At 48.6% G+C, this 15,418-nt stretch carries 15 protein-coding genes and 1 other RNA gene; 4 read left to right on the top strand and 12 right to left on the bottom strand.

Annotated features, from left to right (window positions below):
• Positions 1–5: 5 nt before the first annotated feature.
• From RW114_RS10995 to RW114_RS10940, 12 genes are all read right to left on the bottom strand, one after another.
• Positions 6–1,721, bottom strand: a complete 1,716-nt coding sequence (locus RW114_RS10995; protein WP_340122797.1) for a type I secretion system permease/ATPase — start codon at positions 1,719–1,721, stop codon at positions 6–8.
• A gap of 239 nt (positions 1,722–1,960) precedes the next feature.
• Positions 1,961–3,376: a mannose-1-phosphate guanylyltransferase/mannose-6-phosphate isomerase gene (locus RW114_RS10990; RefSeq protein ID WP_340122796.1), complete on the bottom strand. Its 1,416-nt coding sequence runs from the start codon at positions 3,374–3,376 to the stop codon at positions 1,961–1,963.
• 193 nt (positions 3,377–3,569) lie between these two features.
• On the bottom strand, positions 3,570–4,265 hold the full coding sequence (cysC, locus tag RW114_RS10985; protein ID WP_340122795.1) for an adenylyl-sulfate kinase: 696 nt from the start codon (positions 4,263–4,265) through the stop codon (positions 3,570–3,572).
• 642 nt (positions 4,266–4,907) lie between these two features.
• On the bottom strand, positions 4,908–5,477 hold the full coding sequence (locus tag RW114_RS10980) for a hypothetical protein (protein ID WP_340122794.1): 570 nt from the start codon (positions 5,475–5,477) through the stop codon (positions 4,908–4,910).
• A gap of 146 nt (positions 5,478–5,623) precedes the next feature.
• Positions 5,624–6,508, bottom strand: coding sequence for a glucose-1-phosphate thymidylyltransferase RfbA (gene rfbA, locus RW114_RS10975; protein ID WP_340122793.1), 885 nt, complete (start codon positions 6,506–6,508; stop codon positions 5,624–5,626).
• Positions 6,505–7,572 (bottom strand): dTDP-glucose 4,6-dehydratase, encoded by a 1,068-nt coding sequence (rfbB, locus tag RW114_RS10970; RefSeq protein WP_340122792.1) that lies wholly within the window; start codon positions 7,570–7,572, stop codon positions 6,505–6,507. Before rfbB ends, rfbA begins: the two co-directional genes overlap by 4 nt.
• An 11-nt stretch (positions 7,573–7,583) precedes the next feature.
• The gene (gene rfbD / locus RW114_RS10965) at positions 7,584–8,486 is read right to left on the bottom strand and encodes a dTDP-4-dehydrorhamnose reductase (protein WP_340122791.1); all 903 of its coding nucleotides are present in this window, start codon (positions 8,484–8,486) and stop codon (positions 7,584–7,586) included.
• On the bottom strand, positions 8,483–9,028 hold the full coding sequence (gene rfbC / locus RW114_RS10960) for a dTDP-4-dehydrorhamnose 3,5-epimerase (RefSeq protein ID WP_340122790.1): 546 nt from the start codon (positions 9,026–9,028) through the stop codon (positions 8,483–8,485). Before rfbC ends, rfbD begins: the two co-directional genes overlap by 4 nt.
• A gap of 265 nt (positions 9,029–9,293) precedes the next feature.
• Positions 9,294–9,752, bottom strand: a complete 459-nt coding sequence (locus RW114_RS10955) for an EVE domain-containing protein (protein WP_340122789.1) — start codon at positions 9,750–9,752, stop codon at positions 9,294–9,296.
• Positions 9,753–9,789: 37 nt separating this feature from the next.
• Positions 9,790–9,969: non-coding RNA, 6S RNA (gene ssrS / locus RW114_RS10950), on the bottom strand.
• Positions 9,970–9,990: 21 nt separating this feature from the next.
• Entirely contained in the window at positions 9,991–10,290 is a 300-nt protein-coding gene (locus RW114_RS10945) for a cell division protein ZapA (protein ID WP_340122788.1), read from the bottom strand.
• The gene (locus RW114_RS10940; protein ID WP_340122787.1) at positions 10,287–10,508 is read right to left on the bottom strand and encodes a TIGR02449 family protein; all 222 of its coding nucleotides are present in this window, start codon (positions 10,506–10,508) and stop codon (positions 10,287–10,289) included. Before RW114_RS10940 ends, RW114_RS10945 begins: the two co-directional genes overlap by 4 nt.
• Positions 10,509–10,661: 153 nt before the next feature.
• Here RW114_RS10940 and RW114_RS10935 point away from each other — a divergent pair, with 153 nt between their 5' ends.
• The 4 genes from RW114_RS10935 (at position 10,662) to RW114_RS10920 (ending at position 15,176) form a co-directional block, all read left to right on the top strand.
• Positions 10,662–11,180, top strand: coding sequence for a UPF0149 family protein (locus RW114_RS10935; RefSeq protein WP_340122786.1), 519 nt, complete (start codon positions 10,662–10,664; stop codon positions 11,178–11,180).
• A gap of 249 nt (positions 11,181–11,429) precedes the next feature.
• A complete protein-coding gene (gene pepP / locus RW114_RS10930; RefSeq protein ID WP_340122785.1) occupies positions 11,430–12,740 on the top strand; it encodes a Xaa-Pro aminopeptidase in 1,311 nt (436 codons plus the stop codon).
• On the top strand, positions 12,740–13,951 hold the full coding sequence (gene ubiH / locus RW114_RS10925) for a 2-octaprenyl-6-methoxyphenyl hydroxylase (RefSeq protein ID WP_340122784.1): 1,212 nt from the start codon (positions 12,740–12,742) through the stop codon (positions 13,949–13,951). Before pepP ends, ubiH begins: the two co-directional genes overlap by 1 nt.
• Before the next feature lie 4 nt (positions 13,952–13,955).
• Positions 13,956–15,176 carry a UbiH/UbiF/VisC/COQ6 family ubiquinone biosynthesis hydroxylase gene (locus RW114_RS10920; RefSeq protein WP_340122783.1) on the top strand — a complete coding sequence of 407 codons (1,221 nt, stop codon included), beginning with the start codon at positions 13,956–13,958 and terminating at the stop codon, positions 15,174–15,176.
• Positions 15,177–15,418 lie beyond the last annotated feature (242 nt).

Below are 15,418 nucleotides of genomic sequence, written 5' to 3'. Positions count from 1 at the left end.
CTATGTTATGCGGGTTGCGCTACAGGCGCGACCGCTTGTTGTTGCTGTTGTTGCAAATGGGCGATAACCTGATCTCTCGGCCCGTAAACGGCTAATGTGCCCTCGCTGAGAATTAACAGCTTATCGACTTTGGACAGTACGCTATTACGATGGGTAACAATCAGCACGGTCGTTTGTTTTTCCTTGAGCCTTATCAGCGCTTTTTCCAGCGCGGCCTCGCCTTGTTCGTCGAGATTGGAGTTTGGCTCGTCCAGCACTACCAGTACCGGGTTGCCGTACAGCGCCCGCGCCAAGCCGATACGTTGCCGCTGGCCACCCGATAAATTGCCGCCGGTAGAGCCAATAAGGGTGTCGTAACCTTCGGGGAAGCGCAAAATCAAATCGTGGACATCGGCCATTTTCGCGGCCTCAACGACCTGATCAGAATCTATGTCGCCAAAGCGGGCGATGTTTTCGCTGATAGTGCCTTCAAATAGTTCAATATCCTGCGGCAAATAACCGATAAAATCCCCCAGATGCTCGCGATCCCAACTGAATACTTCTGCACCATCCAGGCGGATGGCGCCATTGGCGGTAGGCCAGATGCCCAATATAGCCCGCGCTAAGGTCGATTTTCCGGCGCCGCTAGGCCCGATAATGCCGACAATATCACCTTTTTCAATGACCAGATTGATGCCTTTGATGACCGCCACTTTACTGCCCGGCGGCACCACTACTGCGTTTTCCAACTGAATGCGACCATGCGGGTCGGGCAGTAGCATACGGTCTTTATCCGCCGGAATTTGCAATAAAATGTCGTTAAGGCGCTTGTACTGTCCGCGAGCACTGATAAAGCCTTTCCAGGTACCGATAATAAGATCGATTGGCGCCATCGCTCTGCCCATAAGAATGGAGCCGGCAATCATTAATCCGGGCGAGATTTCGCGCTCGATGACCAGATAAGCGCCCAAACCCAAAATCAGCGATTGCGAAGAAATACGGATGATTTTAGATAACGCGGTTAGCAATCCGGCACGCGAACTGGCAATGGCTTGCAACTCTAAAACCTTGACCGCACCTACCATCCAGCGTTGCCGTATTTTACCCAACATGCCCATCGATTCGATAACTTCGGCATTTCTGAGATTTCTGCCCAGGGCGCCCCGTGTCGCCATCGCGACATTATTGGCTTCGCTGAGTATTTTGGTCGTGGCCTTTTCTGTAACCGCAGCGACAATGCACAACAAAATCGCGGTTAATACTGAAAACCAGCCGAACCACGGATGAAATAAGAACAGTAACGCCAAATATACCGGCATCCATGGCGCATCAAAAAAGGCGAACAAGCCGTTGCCGGTCAAGAACTGGCGCAAGCCGGTCAAATCATCCAGCGGCTGGGTTGTGGCCCGCTGCCCGCCGGAGTACAGCGATTGCTTAAAGGCTATTTGAAACAAACGCTGATTTAACAGCATTTCCAGGCGGGTACTGACTCTGACCAGAATTTGCGAGCGCACCCATTCCAGTGAAGCCATGGTAATAAATAGTACGATCACTATCAGTGTCAACATCAATAATGTTGTTTTATTACCGGTAGCAACGACGCGGTCATAGACCTGCAGCATGTAGATGGATGGCGTGATCATCAAAAAATTGATGAGTAGACTGAAACCGGCTGCGGATAGGAATGCGCCTTTACAAAGTTTAAGCGCTTCTTCTAAATCGGACTTAATATTTATTTTCATTCCTGGATAACAACAATTTCAAACCCAACATTTTCACATATTTGGCATTGAATTAATAGGGAAGCCTTTTCCTGATAAAGGCGGGATGAGGACGATGATTATTTGCTTCGAATCCTAGAGGTAATTTACGCACGGTGGTCCTGCCCCGGCTTGTTTGACACAAATGATCATTATGTAAGGTGAAAAAGAATTTTACTCTGCCCCCAATTCTCTTCTCTTAAATCAATATAACAATAGCATCATGTGCGCCCATAGTTGTCTTCAAAACGCACGATGTCGTCCTCGCCGACGTATCCGCCGCTTTGCACTTCGATCATCACGCAAGGCGCAGTGCCGGGGTTTGTCAAGCGATGCTTGTGACCTGCAGGAATAAATGTGGATTCGTTGGTGTTGATCACGATTTCTCGCTCACCATTGATAACCTTGGCTGTGCCGCTAACGACGACCCAATGTTCACTCCGATGGTGGTGCATTTGCAAGCTCAAGCTCGCACCGGGTTTGACTTCGATGCGCTTGATCTTGAAGCCATGGCCTTCTTCCAATACGGTGTATATGCCCCAGGGACGGTATACAGTGCGATGTGATTTATGAGCCTCGTGGCCCTTTGCCTTCAATTCCGCATAAATGTGTTTTACATCCTGCGCGCTGGATTTATCGACCACCAGAACGGCATCCGGCGTGTCGATGATGATAAGGTTTTCGACGCCAACCGTGCCGACCAGACGGTCATTGCTTTGGATGGTGCAGTTCCGTGTATCGTACAACAGGGCATCGCCCTGGATTCGGTTGCCATCGGCGTCCGGCTCGGTAAGGTCGCCCAGCGCCGTCCAGGTACCGATGTCGCTCCAGCCGATATCGCACGGGACAACGGCAACCTGATTCGACTTCTCCATTACGGCATAGTCGATGGAATCATCAGGAACATTGCCAAAGGTATCGGGATCGAGCTCAAGTAGCGTAAAGCCCTGGCCTTCGGCGGATCGTGACTGTTCAATGCAAGCCTTTGTAGCGGCAAGTATCTGCGGACAGTACTGTTCCATCTGTTGCAGCATGGCGCCAACGGAAAAGCAGAACATCCCTGAATTCCACAGGAACCGGCCAGAAGCGAGATATTCCTGTGCTTTTTCAAGTGACGGCTTTTCAACGAAACGCAGCACCGTGTTGCCGTCGGCCTCGATGTAGCCGTAGCCGGTTTCGGGCGAGTCGGGCTGGATGCCGAAGGTAACCAGTTTGCCCGAGGCTGCCAGTTCAGCGGCTTTGAGCACCGCTTGCTGAAAGGCCTGCTGGTCAGCAATCAGGTGGTCGGCGGCAAGCACCAACATGATTGCATCATTGCCATATTTTTGGGCAACTTGGGAAGCGGCAGCAGCAATCGCTGGAGCGGTATTACGTCCGAAGGGTTCCAGGATGAAGGATGTTGCAACCGTGTCAGCATTGACCTCGCGAAACTCATCTTCTGTTTTGAAGAACAGTTCCCGGTTGGTGACGGTTAGAACTTCTTCCACGCCCGGCAATAATGCGCCGCGCAAAAACGCCTTTTGCAAGAGGCTTTGCCCATCATCCAAGCGTATGAACGGCTTGGGGTGCAACTCACGAGAGACAGGCCACAACCGGGATCCTGCACCACCGCAAAGAATTGTTGGAATTAATAGCACGAACGTCCCTTGGATATTATTTTGTCGTCCACGAAAACCGCGAAAGCATAACAAGTCATAAAAATTTGAAATTTTACCACACGGAGCGGAAGAGGTGAATTCTTAATACGCAGGTCGGTGGGATGGACTCATCCTGCTTATCGGCATCGATGTGCCAGACTGATATGATTAACCACAAGCGGAACGGGGCATGTCAGTCATGGCTACGTTCCAATTTCTTGGTGGTGTTTTTGATCTCAGACTCAAGTATTGAGCGAAGCGGTAATGCACAGATACCACGGGTCGTTATTTCACCCATCACCTCTTGCACACAGGCGTCTAGAGACTCCACCCCAGTATTCAAGATAAGCTCTGGCGTTTCCGGTGCTTCGTAAGGAGACGAGATACCAGTAAATTCGGCAATTTCTCCAGCACGGGCTTTTTTATAAAGGCCTTTAACATCTCGTTTTTCACAAATTTTAATGGATGAATCACAATAAATTTCAATGAAATCACTCGGCTCAACCATGCCGCGCACTCGTTCACGATCCGCACGGTAAGGCGAGATAAAAGCGGTCAAAACGATGATTCCTGCCTCCATAAAAAGTTTGGCCATTTCACCAATCCGCCGTATGTTTTCTTGGCGATCTTTGTCAGAAAAGCCCAGGTCGCCACAAAGTCCATGGCGAACATTGTCGCCATCTAATACAAAAGTTCGGCAGCCCCGCTGATGTAGGGTTTCTTCAACCGCATGAGCCAGTGTAGATTTACCTGACCCTGATAGCCCCGTAAACCAAATAATTGCACCACGATGTCCGTTTTGCGCTTCGCGCCGTGCACGCGTAACAGTGGCATGGTGCCAGGCAATGTTGGTTGAGACTGGTAATTGTGAATTCAAGTCAGAGGACATCTGCAAACCCTTTTCTGGTTTTTGGGGACAAGGCGTAGTTGTCGTAGTTCTGGTAACACTTACTGAGATTTTCTACCTTGATGGTGACATCACTGGATGATTTCATTTTTATTTCCTAAGGTCATTTTGGCGCCATATGCAGCAAACTTTTGCGATATCTGAGTTAAATGGATACATTTAGCCAACGCCAAACGCTTCGGACGGGAGCAACATGCCCCGTCCGGCTTGAGCATAAAATTAATTTGCCAAGCTCAGACCAGGCTTGGGCAGGTATTAATCTAATTAACTGATGTTACGCACGGATGGTACTTCTCCCGTTTGTCGCGCCGAGCACCGGAGCTTTTATCGAGAACAGCCCGTTAGGGGTGCGGCAGAGATGCCGCACGTCAGCAGAGGGGCAGGAGCCCCTTCTGCTGACCCTCGATAAAAACGAGGAGCGCAGGAAGCAAGCGGCAACCGGGTCGCCTTTTCTTTGGTTACTTTCTTTTGGCGAAGCAAAAGAAAGTAACTCGCCTTCGGGTGCGAGAACCCGATTCAAATAATCGTCGCGGTAGCGACACTTTTAATAATAAAAATGTTAATGCAGTCTAAATTCGAATAACTGCGTAACATCAGTAATTAAATATTTTCACCCGGCAGCTTTTACAACACCGTCAAATGATCGCTACTTTCGGTATGAACCAAATCACCGCTACGTTGCAGCACAAAATAACCGCGTCTTAACGCTTCTTCTTTGGCATCATCATTGATATGGAAAGCCGCTATGGCACCATATTGCTTAAATGCCTGATAGATCGGAAACAACTGTTTAAAATGCTTCATTTTACGATCTAATTTATCCAGATCATTTTTATGGGCTTTGTATTTCACTTCAACAACGGCAATGGCATCACCATTGGTCATCACCAAATCATATTCTTCCTGAATTTGACCCCGGTGTTTTTCCATATTTTTCACTACATCATCAAAGTGGATTTTACCCAAGTGATTATTTTTTATCAGGCTTTGAAAAAAGAATTCTTCAGCAACATCACCCTGGTTTTTACCGATATTCCCCAGGCTAATGCCCATACGCTCCAGTTTCTCATCGGTACGCTTCATTTGCTCATCGGTACGCTTCATTTGCTCGTCTGTTACCTTTTGCGCCTCATGCAAGTTCTTGCTGTCAACAGCAAGACTGGCAACCAATGCCTTTAATTCATCATCAGTCATTTTCTTCTCCGGATATTCTATGCAATGCTAAAATATTGAGCATTGCAAGCAACTACAACCGAGCGGATACGCTTAACCAACGCCAAACGTTTCGAACAGGACATCATGCCCTCAAAACCCAATATGGGCCTTATTTATTTGATATTTCACTCGTCGTTGTTTTCAGCAATCTCAAACAAATACTCTCCATACTCCGTCTTAGCCAGCGCTTCAGCAGTTTTTATTAAGTCCTGCCGTGTTAGCCACCCTTGATTAAAAGCAATTTCTTCCAGGCAGGCTATTTTAAATCCCTGTCGATGTTCGACGGTTTGTACAAACTGGCCTGCTTCGATTAGGCTTTCATGAGTGCCTGTATCCAGCCAGGCAAAACCGCGGCCAAGAATTTCTACGTTAAGCTTTTGGTTTTGCAGATAAACCCGATTAACTTCGGTTATTTCCAATTCACCGCGCTCTGACGGCTTGATTTGTTTGGCAATCTCAATAACTTGATTGTCGTAGAAATACAGCCCCGTTACTGCAAAATTTGAACGCGGCTGGGCAGGTTTTTCTTCAATGGATATGGCTTTATTGTTTTCATCAAATTCGACTACACCGAAGCGTTCCGCGTCTTTGACTTTGTAGCCAAAAATGGTTGCACCCTGGTTACGATCCAGAGCGTGTTTTAAACTGGCAGTAAATCCTTGTCCAAAGAAAATGTTATCCCCCAAAACCAGACAAACATTGCTGTCACCGATAAATTTCTCGCCGATCAGAAAAGCTTGAGCAAGCCCTTCCGGCTTGGGTTGCACTGCATAGTCGAGCTGTATGCCAAAATCCGAACCATCGCCGAGTAGTTTTTTAAAACTGAGCTGATCTTCCGGCGTAGTGATAATCAGTATTTCCCGTATTCCGGCCAGCATCAGAACTGACAGCGGATAATAGATCATCGGCTTATCATAAACCGGCAACAGCTGTTTAGAGACCGCCTTGGTAATAGGATGCAACCTTGTGCCTGCGCCACCCGCCAGAATAATGCCTTTCCAGTTCATCATGCTTCTCCAAGCCCCAGCCTTTCCCGGCGGTAACTGCCATCTTGGATATGACGACACCAGTCAAGATTATCAAGATACCATTGCACGGTTTTCTTCATGCCGGTCTCAAAGGTTTCTTTCGGCGTCCATCCCAGTCGATCGGCAATTTTTGTCGCATCGATAGCGTAACGAAGATCATGCCCGGGCCGGTCTTTAACATAAGTTATCAGCTCCTGATAAGAACTGATTCCACCCGGCTGATCCGGCTGAAGTTCATCCAATATGCGGCAAAGGGTTTGCACCACGCTGAGATTGGTTTTTTCGTTATGCCCACCGATGTTGTAAGTCTCGCCAATTTTGCCTTTTTCCAGCACGACAAGAAGCGCTCTGGCATGGTCATCGACATACAGCCAATCCCTGATCTGCTGCCCGTTGCCGTAAACCGGTATGGATTTACCTTCCAGCGCATTCAGCATGACAACCGGAATTAATTTTTCCGGGAATTGATAAGGGCCATAGTTATTGGAGCAATTAGTCACTACAACCGGGAGGCCGTAAGTGCGGTGCCAGGCACGAACAATATGGTCCGAGCTTGCTTTGGACGCAGAATAAGGTGAACTGGGCGCATAAGATGTCTGTTCAGTAAAAAGACTATCGTCATCGATTAAATCGCCATAAACTTCATCGGTGGAAATATGATGAAAGCGGAATTGTGCTTTTTTAGCCTCTGCCAGAGATTGCCAATAGTGCCGTGCGGCTTCGACCAAGACATAAGTTCCGACGATATTGGTTTCAATGAAAGCGGCAGGGCCATCGATAGAGCGGTCTACATGGGATTCCGCCGCCAGATGCATGACCGCATCCGGCTGGTATTCCCTGAGCAGTTGCTCCATTTTAGCTGCATTGCCTATATCGGCCTGTTCAAAGCTATAGCGGGAACTGCACTCTATCGGCTTGAGTGATTCAAGATTGCCCGCATAGGTGAGCTTATCAATATTGATTACACTGTGCTCTGTCTCAGTGAGTAGATATCGGATAAGGGCCGAGCCTATAAACCCCGCACCACCGGTGATAAGTATTTTCATATTTGTTGTCCTTAATGATGTACAGAATCGGCTATATCTTTGATACAAAGCGTTAAAGCTTGATCCCATGCAGGCATTTTCAAGCCAAAATGCTGCTCCAAGCGGCCTGTTGCCAAGCGCGAATTGGCTGGTCGCTTGGCCGGCAAAGGATAAGCTGTAGTCGCTATGGGGTTAATCGTGTGGTTTTTTAATGCTTGGTTTTCCTGTTGCTTTGCAACATCAACAATCATCCGGGCAAAGCCATGCCAGGATGTTTCGCCCGCTGATGTTAAGTTATACAGACCTGAGTTAAAACCGCCTTCACACCGTTCAAACAGCGATTGCCGTAAAATATGCGCCGTTGTTTCAGCTATCAATCGCGCCCAGGTTGGTGAGCCAATCTGATCGGCAACAATATTCAGCTCTTCGCGTTCTGCCGCTAAGCGCAGAATACTTTTTAAAAAATTATGGCCCCTTGCCGCATAAACCCAAGAGGTCCGAAGTATCATGTAATCGACTCCACTGGCTTGTATAGCCTGTTCACCGGCTAATTTGCTTTGTCCGTAAATATTAACCGGATTCGGCACATCGTCTTCTGCATAAGCAGAAGCCTTGGTACCATCAAAAACATAGTCGGTTGAGTAATGAATCAACAAGGCACCGGTTTTTTTTGCGGCTTCCGCTAAAACACCGGGCGCTTCCGCATTAATCAGAAACGCCAAACCCTTTTCAGTTTCCGCCTTATCCACCGCGGTATAGGCTGCCGCATTGACAATGACATCAGCATTATATTTTTGCACGGTGTGCCGCAAACTATCAAGATCGGCAAGATCGGCTTGGGTACGGTTGACTGCAATGATTTCCCCCAAAGGCAATAACGCCCTGGCTAACTCCCATCCCACCTGTCCGTTACTGCCGGTTAGCAGGATTTTCATGCAAACACCTCGGCATCTCGAAAAGATTGCCCCTGCTCATCCTTGGCGGAAAGAAGGGGGATATGGTTTTCCGGCCAATCAATGGCAATGTCAGGATCATCCCAGCGGATACATCGCTCGTATTCAGGGGCATAGTAATCGGTGGTTTTATATAAAAAATCCGCCTGCTCGGATAAGACTAAAAACCCATGGGCAAAACCCGGTGGTACCCAGAGTTGTCGATGATTTTCTCCACTTAACTCTGCACCAGCCCAATAACCAAATGTGGCCGACGATTTTCGCAAATCGACCGCCACATCAAAAACACATCCGGCTATGACACGAACCAGTTTTCCTTGCGGTTGTTTTATCTGATAATGCAAGCCTCTTAATACATTTTTACCGGATCGCGAATGATTATCCTGTACGAACGTCGCAGCTACGCAGGTTAAATCATGAAAAGTTTGCTGATTATAACTTTCTAGAAAAAAACCGCGCTGATCGCCAAATACTTTAGGCTCAAGAATGAGTAAATCTGGAATTGCTGTTTGGATGACTTTCATTTTGAAAAAAATATTTAAGTGAAAAAAAACGTCTCATGCACTCAATTGCCAAAACAATCCTTATCAGATGCTCCGGCGCATCAGTTTAGCACCAATACTAACGCTGACCATAAGTACTAATACTAGCCATAATTTTATAGTCAAGCAGGGTACGCGGCACGTATATGGACTCTGGATACCGGCGGCGGTGCAGGCTGAGGTTTCTTGCTAACCAAGTCATAAAGTCAACGTTTTCTGGGTAAGAAGAAAGTAAACACTATCGGTTTTACTCCAATGAAAGGATAAACTCCCACTGGTCTTTGCTGACCGGCATGATGGACAATCGATTGCCGCGTCTTACCAGCACCAAATCTGCCAGTTGTTCGTGGCATTTCAATTCTTTAAGGGTGATGGTGCGCGACAGGGTTCTGACGTATTTAACGTCAACCATCATCCAGCGAGGATGTTCATGGTCGCTTTTGGGATCGAAATGCGGGTCATCCGGATCGAATGCCAAAAAATCGGGGTAGCCTTCCTTAACAATTTCCATGATGCCGACTATGCCCGGTACATCACAGTTGGAATGATAAAAGAAAACTGGGTCGCCCAGCTTCATATCGTCCCGCATCATGTTTCTGGCCTGATAATTACGCACACCATCCCAATGTTCGGTCTGTTTGGGCTTGTTGTACAAATCGTTAATCCCGAACGTATCCGGTTCGGATTTCATTAGCCAGTAGTTCATGGGGATTTTATGTTGAATAAGTAGCTATTATTAGGGTGCATCTCCCGCCTGCGCCGTAATGTGCTTTCGTCCTTGAACCGAAGGTTCAAGTGGGGACGTGGCTGGTAAATCAGGCTTCCCGTATAAAACGGGCATGCACACCAATACCGGTATCCGCCCCCGGGGTAAAAGCAGGTTCAGGAAACACCCAGCACACTCTCGAACGCTGCAGGAGATACAGGACAATAGTTTAGCGTGTTTACTGGTTTTCTAAAACGTTTTCTATTTTGTGAGTCATTTTTGCCAGACATTCGCTCAAATTTTGACTGAGCATCGCATTTTGACTTTTCATCAGCTGTAACTCATGAGCCAGATTAAGCGCTGCCATAACCGCAATTCTATCGGCGCCCGCCACTTTGCCCGAATCTCTCATTTGACGCATTTGCCAATCAAGCTGCTGTGCCGACTGAATCAGATCGTTTTGCCCGTCAGCTGCGCAGGCAATTTTGTATTCTTTGCCCATAATGGTCAGGGACACAGGCTGGGGTTTATTGTTCATGAACCGTTCTCCATTGCTTTCAGACGAGAAATCATCGCTTCAACTCGGATTCGGGCCAGAGTGGTTTTTTCCAGCAGCTTGGCTTTTTCCCGAACTAAGGAATCCTGCTTGGTTTTCAGCGAACTGTTTTCATTTTTTACGTGGTCGTATTGCTCGATAAGCTGATCCAGCTTGTTTTCGAGGCCTTTTAACTCTACAGATTGATTTAATTGTATCATGGTGGTAACTAGGTTATTGCCGGCAAGTAAATACGTGATATTTTACGCCTTTACCGGGCGATTCAAGATGAACAAATGTGATTCAAATTAACGATCAATGGTAGCATAAGCGATATTTTTAGTCCGCGATAGTGAAATTATTATGTGGAATTTATGACTTACCAAGTAATCAATACAATAGTTGTACGAAGCGATGCCGAACTCTCTGCTGCAGAAGCTCATGGTCTGGCAGCAGGCATGTTATGCGCCAATCAGCAGGCTCAGAGTGCCGAATGGTTAACCGAACTGTTTCGGCATGCAGCACCGGCAGCCGATGAAGGCCTGTCAACATTGGTGCATTTGTTCGAGGAAACGCGAAGCTTATTGGCAAACGATGAATTCGAATTCGACTTGTTGTTGCCTGATGATGAGACCTTGCTGGGTGAACAGGTTGAAGCATTAACTTACTGGTGCCGAGGCTTTTTATTCGGTGTGGGTTTTACCCATACCGCCTCCGACTTGTCCAAGGAAGCGACCGAAATACTAAAAGACATTGCCGAATTTACCAAGCTGGACACCGACGCTGAAGGAGAAGGAGAAGAAGATGAGAGCGATTTTATGGAAATCACCGAATACATGAGATCGGCTGTTTTATTACTGCGCAGCGAATTGAATAAAGAAGGCGAAAGGTAAAGGGCAAAAGACGAAAAAAACCACTTGAACCCTTTGTCCTTAGCCCTTAGTCTTTTTCCTGATTTTAATATGTTTCAATCCACACTCGACCTCATCCGTCGAGTGACAACCGCCGACGGATAGAGGTCGGTGGATTGTTCCTCCCCGTGAACGAGGAAATTCCCAAAAAGGATAACGATGCCAGTGCATCGTTGTCAAACTCAAATAATCCCCCTGAAGGGGGAGGTTTCAGACCAGCGAAGAAATTTGATGAAACAAAGTGAATTTAAAAAACGCCGCAAGCAATTAATGCAACAGATCGGTATCGGTAATATTGCGATTATAGGCAGCGCTGCTACCCGAACGCGCAACCGGGATGTGGATTATCCGTTCCGACAGGATAGCGATTTTTATTATTTGACCGGCTTTAATGAACCGGATTCCCTGGCCGTTTTTATCCCCGGACGCAAACAAGGCGAATACATTTTATTTTGTCGCGAATTCGATGAAAAAAAGGCCTTATGGGAGGGCGCCCACGCAGGTCTTGACGGCGCTACCACGCATTATAAAGCTGATGATTCTTTCCCGATTGATGACCTGGACGACATTTTGCCGGGCATGCTGGAAGACAAGGCCAAGGTTTATTATCCTATGGGCCGTGATTCCGATCTCGATCACAGCTTATTGACCTGGATAAATCATATCCGCAGCCAGTCCAGAACCGGCGTCAATGCGCCGGGCGAACTGGTTTCGCTGGAGCATATTCTGCATGAAATGCGCCTGTTCAAGAGTCCCGAAGAACTCAAGCTGATGCGTCGCGCCGTCGATGTTTCCGCCAACGCCCATGTCAAAGCGATGCAAAAATGCAAGGCTGGGGTGTATGAGTATCAGATAGAAGCGGAAATTATTTATCATTTTATTCAGGATGGCTTGCGTGCGGTTGCCTATCCTTCGATAGTAGCCGGCGGAAAAAATGCCTGCGTACTGCATTACACTGAAAATGCCGATAAATTAAAAAACGGCGACTTACTGCTGATTGATGCCGGTGCGGAATGCGACCATTACGCCGCCGATATTACCCGCACTTTTCCGGTTTCCGGGCGTTTTAGCGAGCCGCAAAAACTGCTGTATCAACTGGTTCTGGACGCCCAGACGGCAGCCATCGCACAGATCAAACCAGGACTGCCGTGGAATTTGGCGCATGATGCGTCGGTTGAGGTGCTCACCAAAGGCTTGGTAGCGCTGGGACTGCTCAAAGGCAAGGTGACCAAACTGATCAAGGATGAAAAATACAAACAGTTTTACATGCACCGGATCGGCCACTGGTTAGGCATGGATGTGCATGATGTCGGCGACTATAAAGTCGATAAGGAATGGCGATTGCTGGAACCCGGCATGGTACTGACCATAGAGCCGGGCTTGTATATCCCGGTGGATTGCCAGACCGTTGATGAGCAATGGCGCGGCATAGGCATACGCATCGAAGATGATGTGCTGGTAACCGCTCTGGGCTATGAGATTCTGTCCGCCGGCGTCCCTAAAACCATTGCAGAAATTGAAAGTTTAATGCAGGCAAGCTGATGCAACATGATTATGACCTAGTGATTGTCGGCGGCGGCTTGGCGGGTAACTGTCTGGCGCTGGCGTTAAAAGACACCGGACTGAAAATGGCGATAGTTGAAGCCAGCACCGCTGAACAATTGCATGACTCCGCTGCCGGCGACCGGGCTTTGGCTTTGGCCGCCGGTACCGTAAAAATGCTGGCGGCACTGGGTATCTGGCAGAGTATTAGCCAGGCCGCTACAGCCATCAAAAATATCCATATTTCCGACCAAGGTCATTTCGGCAAAGTCCGGCTTTCGGCGCAACAAGAAAACGTGGCTGCGCTTGGCTATGTTATTAGCGCACGGGATATCGAGACGCATGTCGCCAAGCTGGTTAATGCGGCCAATATAGAACTGATTTGTCCTGCCCGTCTGGTCGGTTTGATGGCCGGCAATAATGCCGTCAATGTCAGCTTAAAACGTGGCGATGACTCATTAAACTTATCCGCCCGATTGCTGGTCGGTGCCGACGGCGGTAACTCTTCAGTGCGCAAGCTGCTGGAAATAGCCCAGCATATGAGCGAATACGGACAGACCGCATTAGTCACTACAGTCCAATCATCCCTGCCCCATAAAAACACCGCATTCGAGCGTTTTACCGCTTCCGGGCCGCTGGCCTTGTTGCCGGTGAATACCGATCATTGCGCCGTGGTCTGGACGCGTAGCAGTGAAGATGCCGATGCGCTGATGTCCGGCAGCGAGACCGATTTTTTAGCCGAGCTTCAGCAGTGTTTCGGTTATAAATTGGGCGCATTTAGTTTGGTCGCTCCCCGGCGGGCGTTCCCCTTGTCGCTGATACGCGCTGAAAAAATGTTCGTAAACCGAACCGTGATTATCGGCAATGCCGTACATCAGCTGCATCCGGTTGCAGGACAGGGATTTAACCTCGGCCTGCGCGATGTTGTGCAACTGGCCGAAATGATCATCAACCGGCATCAGGCAAATCAAGATATTGGCGCAGCCGAGTTCTTAACGGCCTATGCACAATCCAGACAGAATGATCACGACCGAACCATCGGCTTTACCGATACGCTAGTGCGGATTTTTTCGAACGACTGGTTGGCATTGGCAGCCGTTCGAAATGTCGGCCTTGCGATACTGGATCATATTCCTGCCGCAAAAACCTTACTGACCCGTCACGCGATGGGACTGGCCGGACGCATGCCCCGGCTGGGCAACAGGGGATAAGGTAATGACTGAGCATTATGAAGTAATTGTCGTCGGCGGCGGCATGGTGGGTGCGACAGCGGCTTGCGCCTTGGCGCATGGCGGCATCAAGGTTGCGCTACTGGAAAGGTTTAACCCGGAAAGGCACTGGCCGCCGGAACCGATTGATATTCGCGTATCCGCCCTAACCAAAGCCTCCCAGAACATCCTGGAAATGTTGGGTGCATGGCCGGGCATGCAGCAGCGCGGCGTTTGCGCGTATCGGGACATGCGGGTATGGGATGCCGGTGCCGACGGTGAATTGCATTTTGATTGCGCGGACACCTCTTTTTCTGAGCTGGGGCATTTGGTCGAAAACAGGGTCACCGTTGCCGCCCTTTGGGATCAGCTGAACACCCTGCCCTCGGCCACTTGCATTACACCGGCAAAAGTTGTCGATATGCAGCTTAACGAAAACGGCAGGCAGTTGCGCCTGGAAGACGGTCGAATCCTTGAGGCTGATTTGATTATTGCCGCCGATGGGCGCGACTCTGCATTAAGAGCGATGGCAGGTATTAATGTTACCGGCTGGGAATATCACCAGGATGGTCTGGTCGCTACGGTAAGCACCGAAAAAAGCCATCAGTTCACCGCATGGCAACGTTTTTTGGCTGAAGGGCCATTGGCTTTTTTACCGCTAAAAAACGGGCAATGTTCAATTGTCTGGACCCTCAGTTCAGCAACCTCAAAAAACCACCTGGCGCTTGCCGATAAAGACTTTCTACAGGTTCTTGAGCAAGCCTCCGGCGGCATTCTTGGAAAGATGCTGGACGTTGGTCCACGCGCTGCATTCCCTTTACGTTTTCAATACGCAAACATCTATATCGATCAACGTTTCGCCTTGTGCGGCGATGCCGCCCATGCGATGCATCCACTCGCCGGTCAAGGTGTGAATGCCGGGCTGTTGGATGCCGCTGCGATTGCGGAACTGGTCATCCAGACCAAGCGGGAAAAAAGGCCGCTATCCAGCTCGCGCTTCCTGCGTCGTTATGAGCGCTGGCGTAAAGGCGATAACCTGATGATGATGTCCACTATGGATGTGCTTAACAAGACCTATAGCATGACCGCTGAGCCCTTGGTCGGCTTGCGCTCAGCAGGAATGAACCTGGTTAATAACTCGGTACTGGCCAAGGCTTATTTTAACAACTACGCGATGGGCTTGCGTGATGATTTACCTAAACTGGCAAAAAAGCAAATATGCTGGTAATCGCCGATTTTTAATACTAAGTACCGGCCAGGTTTGCAGTTTTTCGAATTAGAGTTTTGCCTGCATGGATGCAGGTAAGGGGCGTGAGCAGGAGAGGAAGCTTTCCCTACACACCGGCTTCTGGTATATTCCAGCACTAGCGATACGGTTTACCTGCTTGGATTGTTGGTAAGAGCTTTGCCTGCGACCGAGGGCGCTTAAATTTAAAGTAGTGAAGAAAAAAATTAACATAAAAAGGTGGA

It is taken from the genome of Methylobacter svalbardensis, from assembly GCF_037671525.1.
GTDB classification, from domain to species: domain Bacteria; phylum Pseudomonadota; class Gammaproteobacteria; order Methylococcales; family Methylomonadaceae; genus Methylobacter_A; species Methylobacter_A svalbardensis.
The sequence above is the reverse complement of the archived record's forward strand: the minus strand, read 5'-3'. Positions and strand labels throughout refer to the sequence as shown.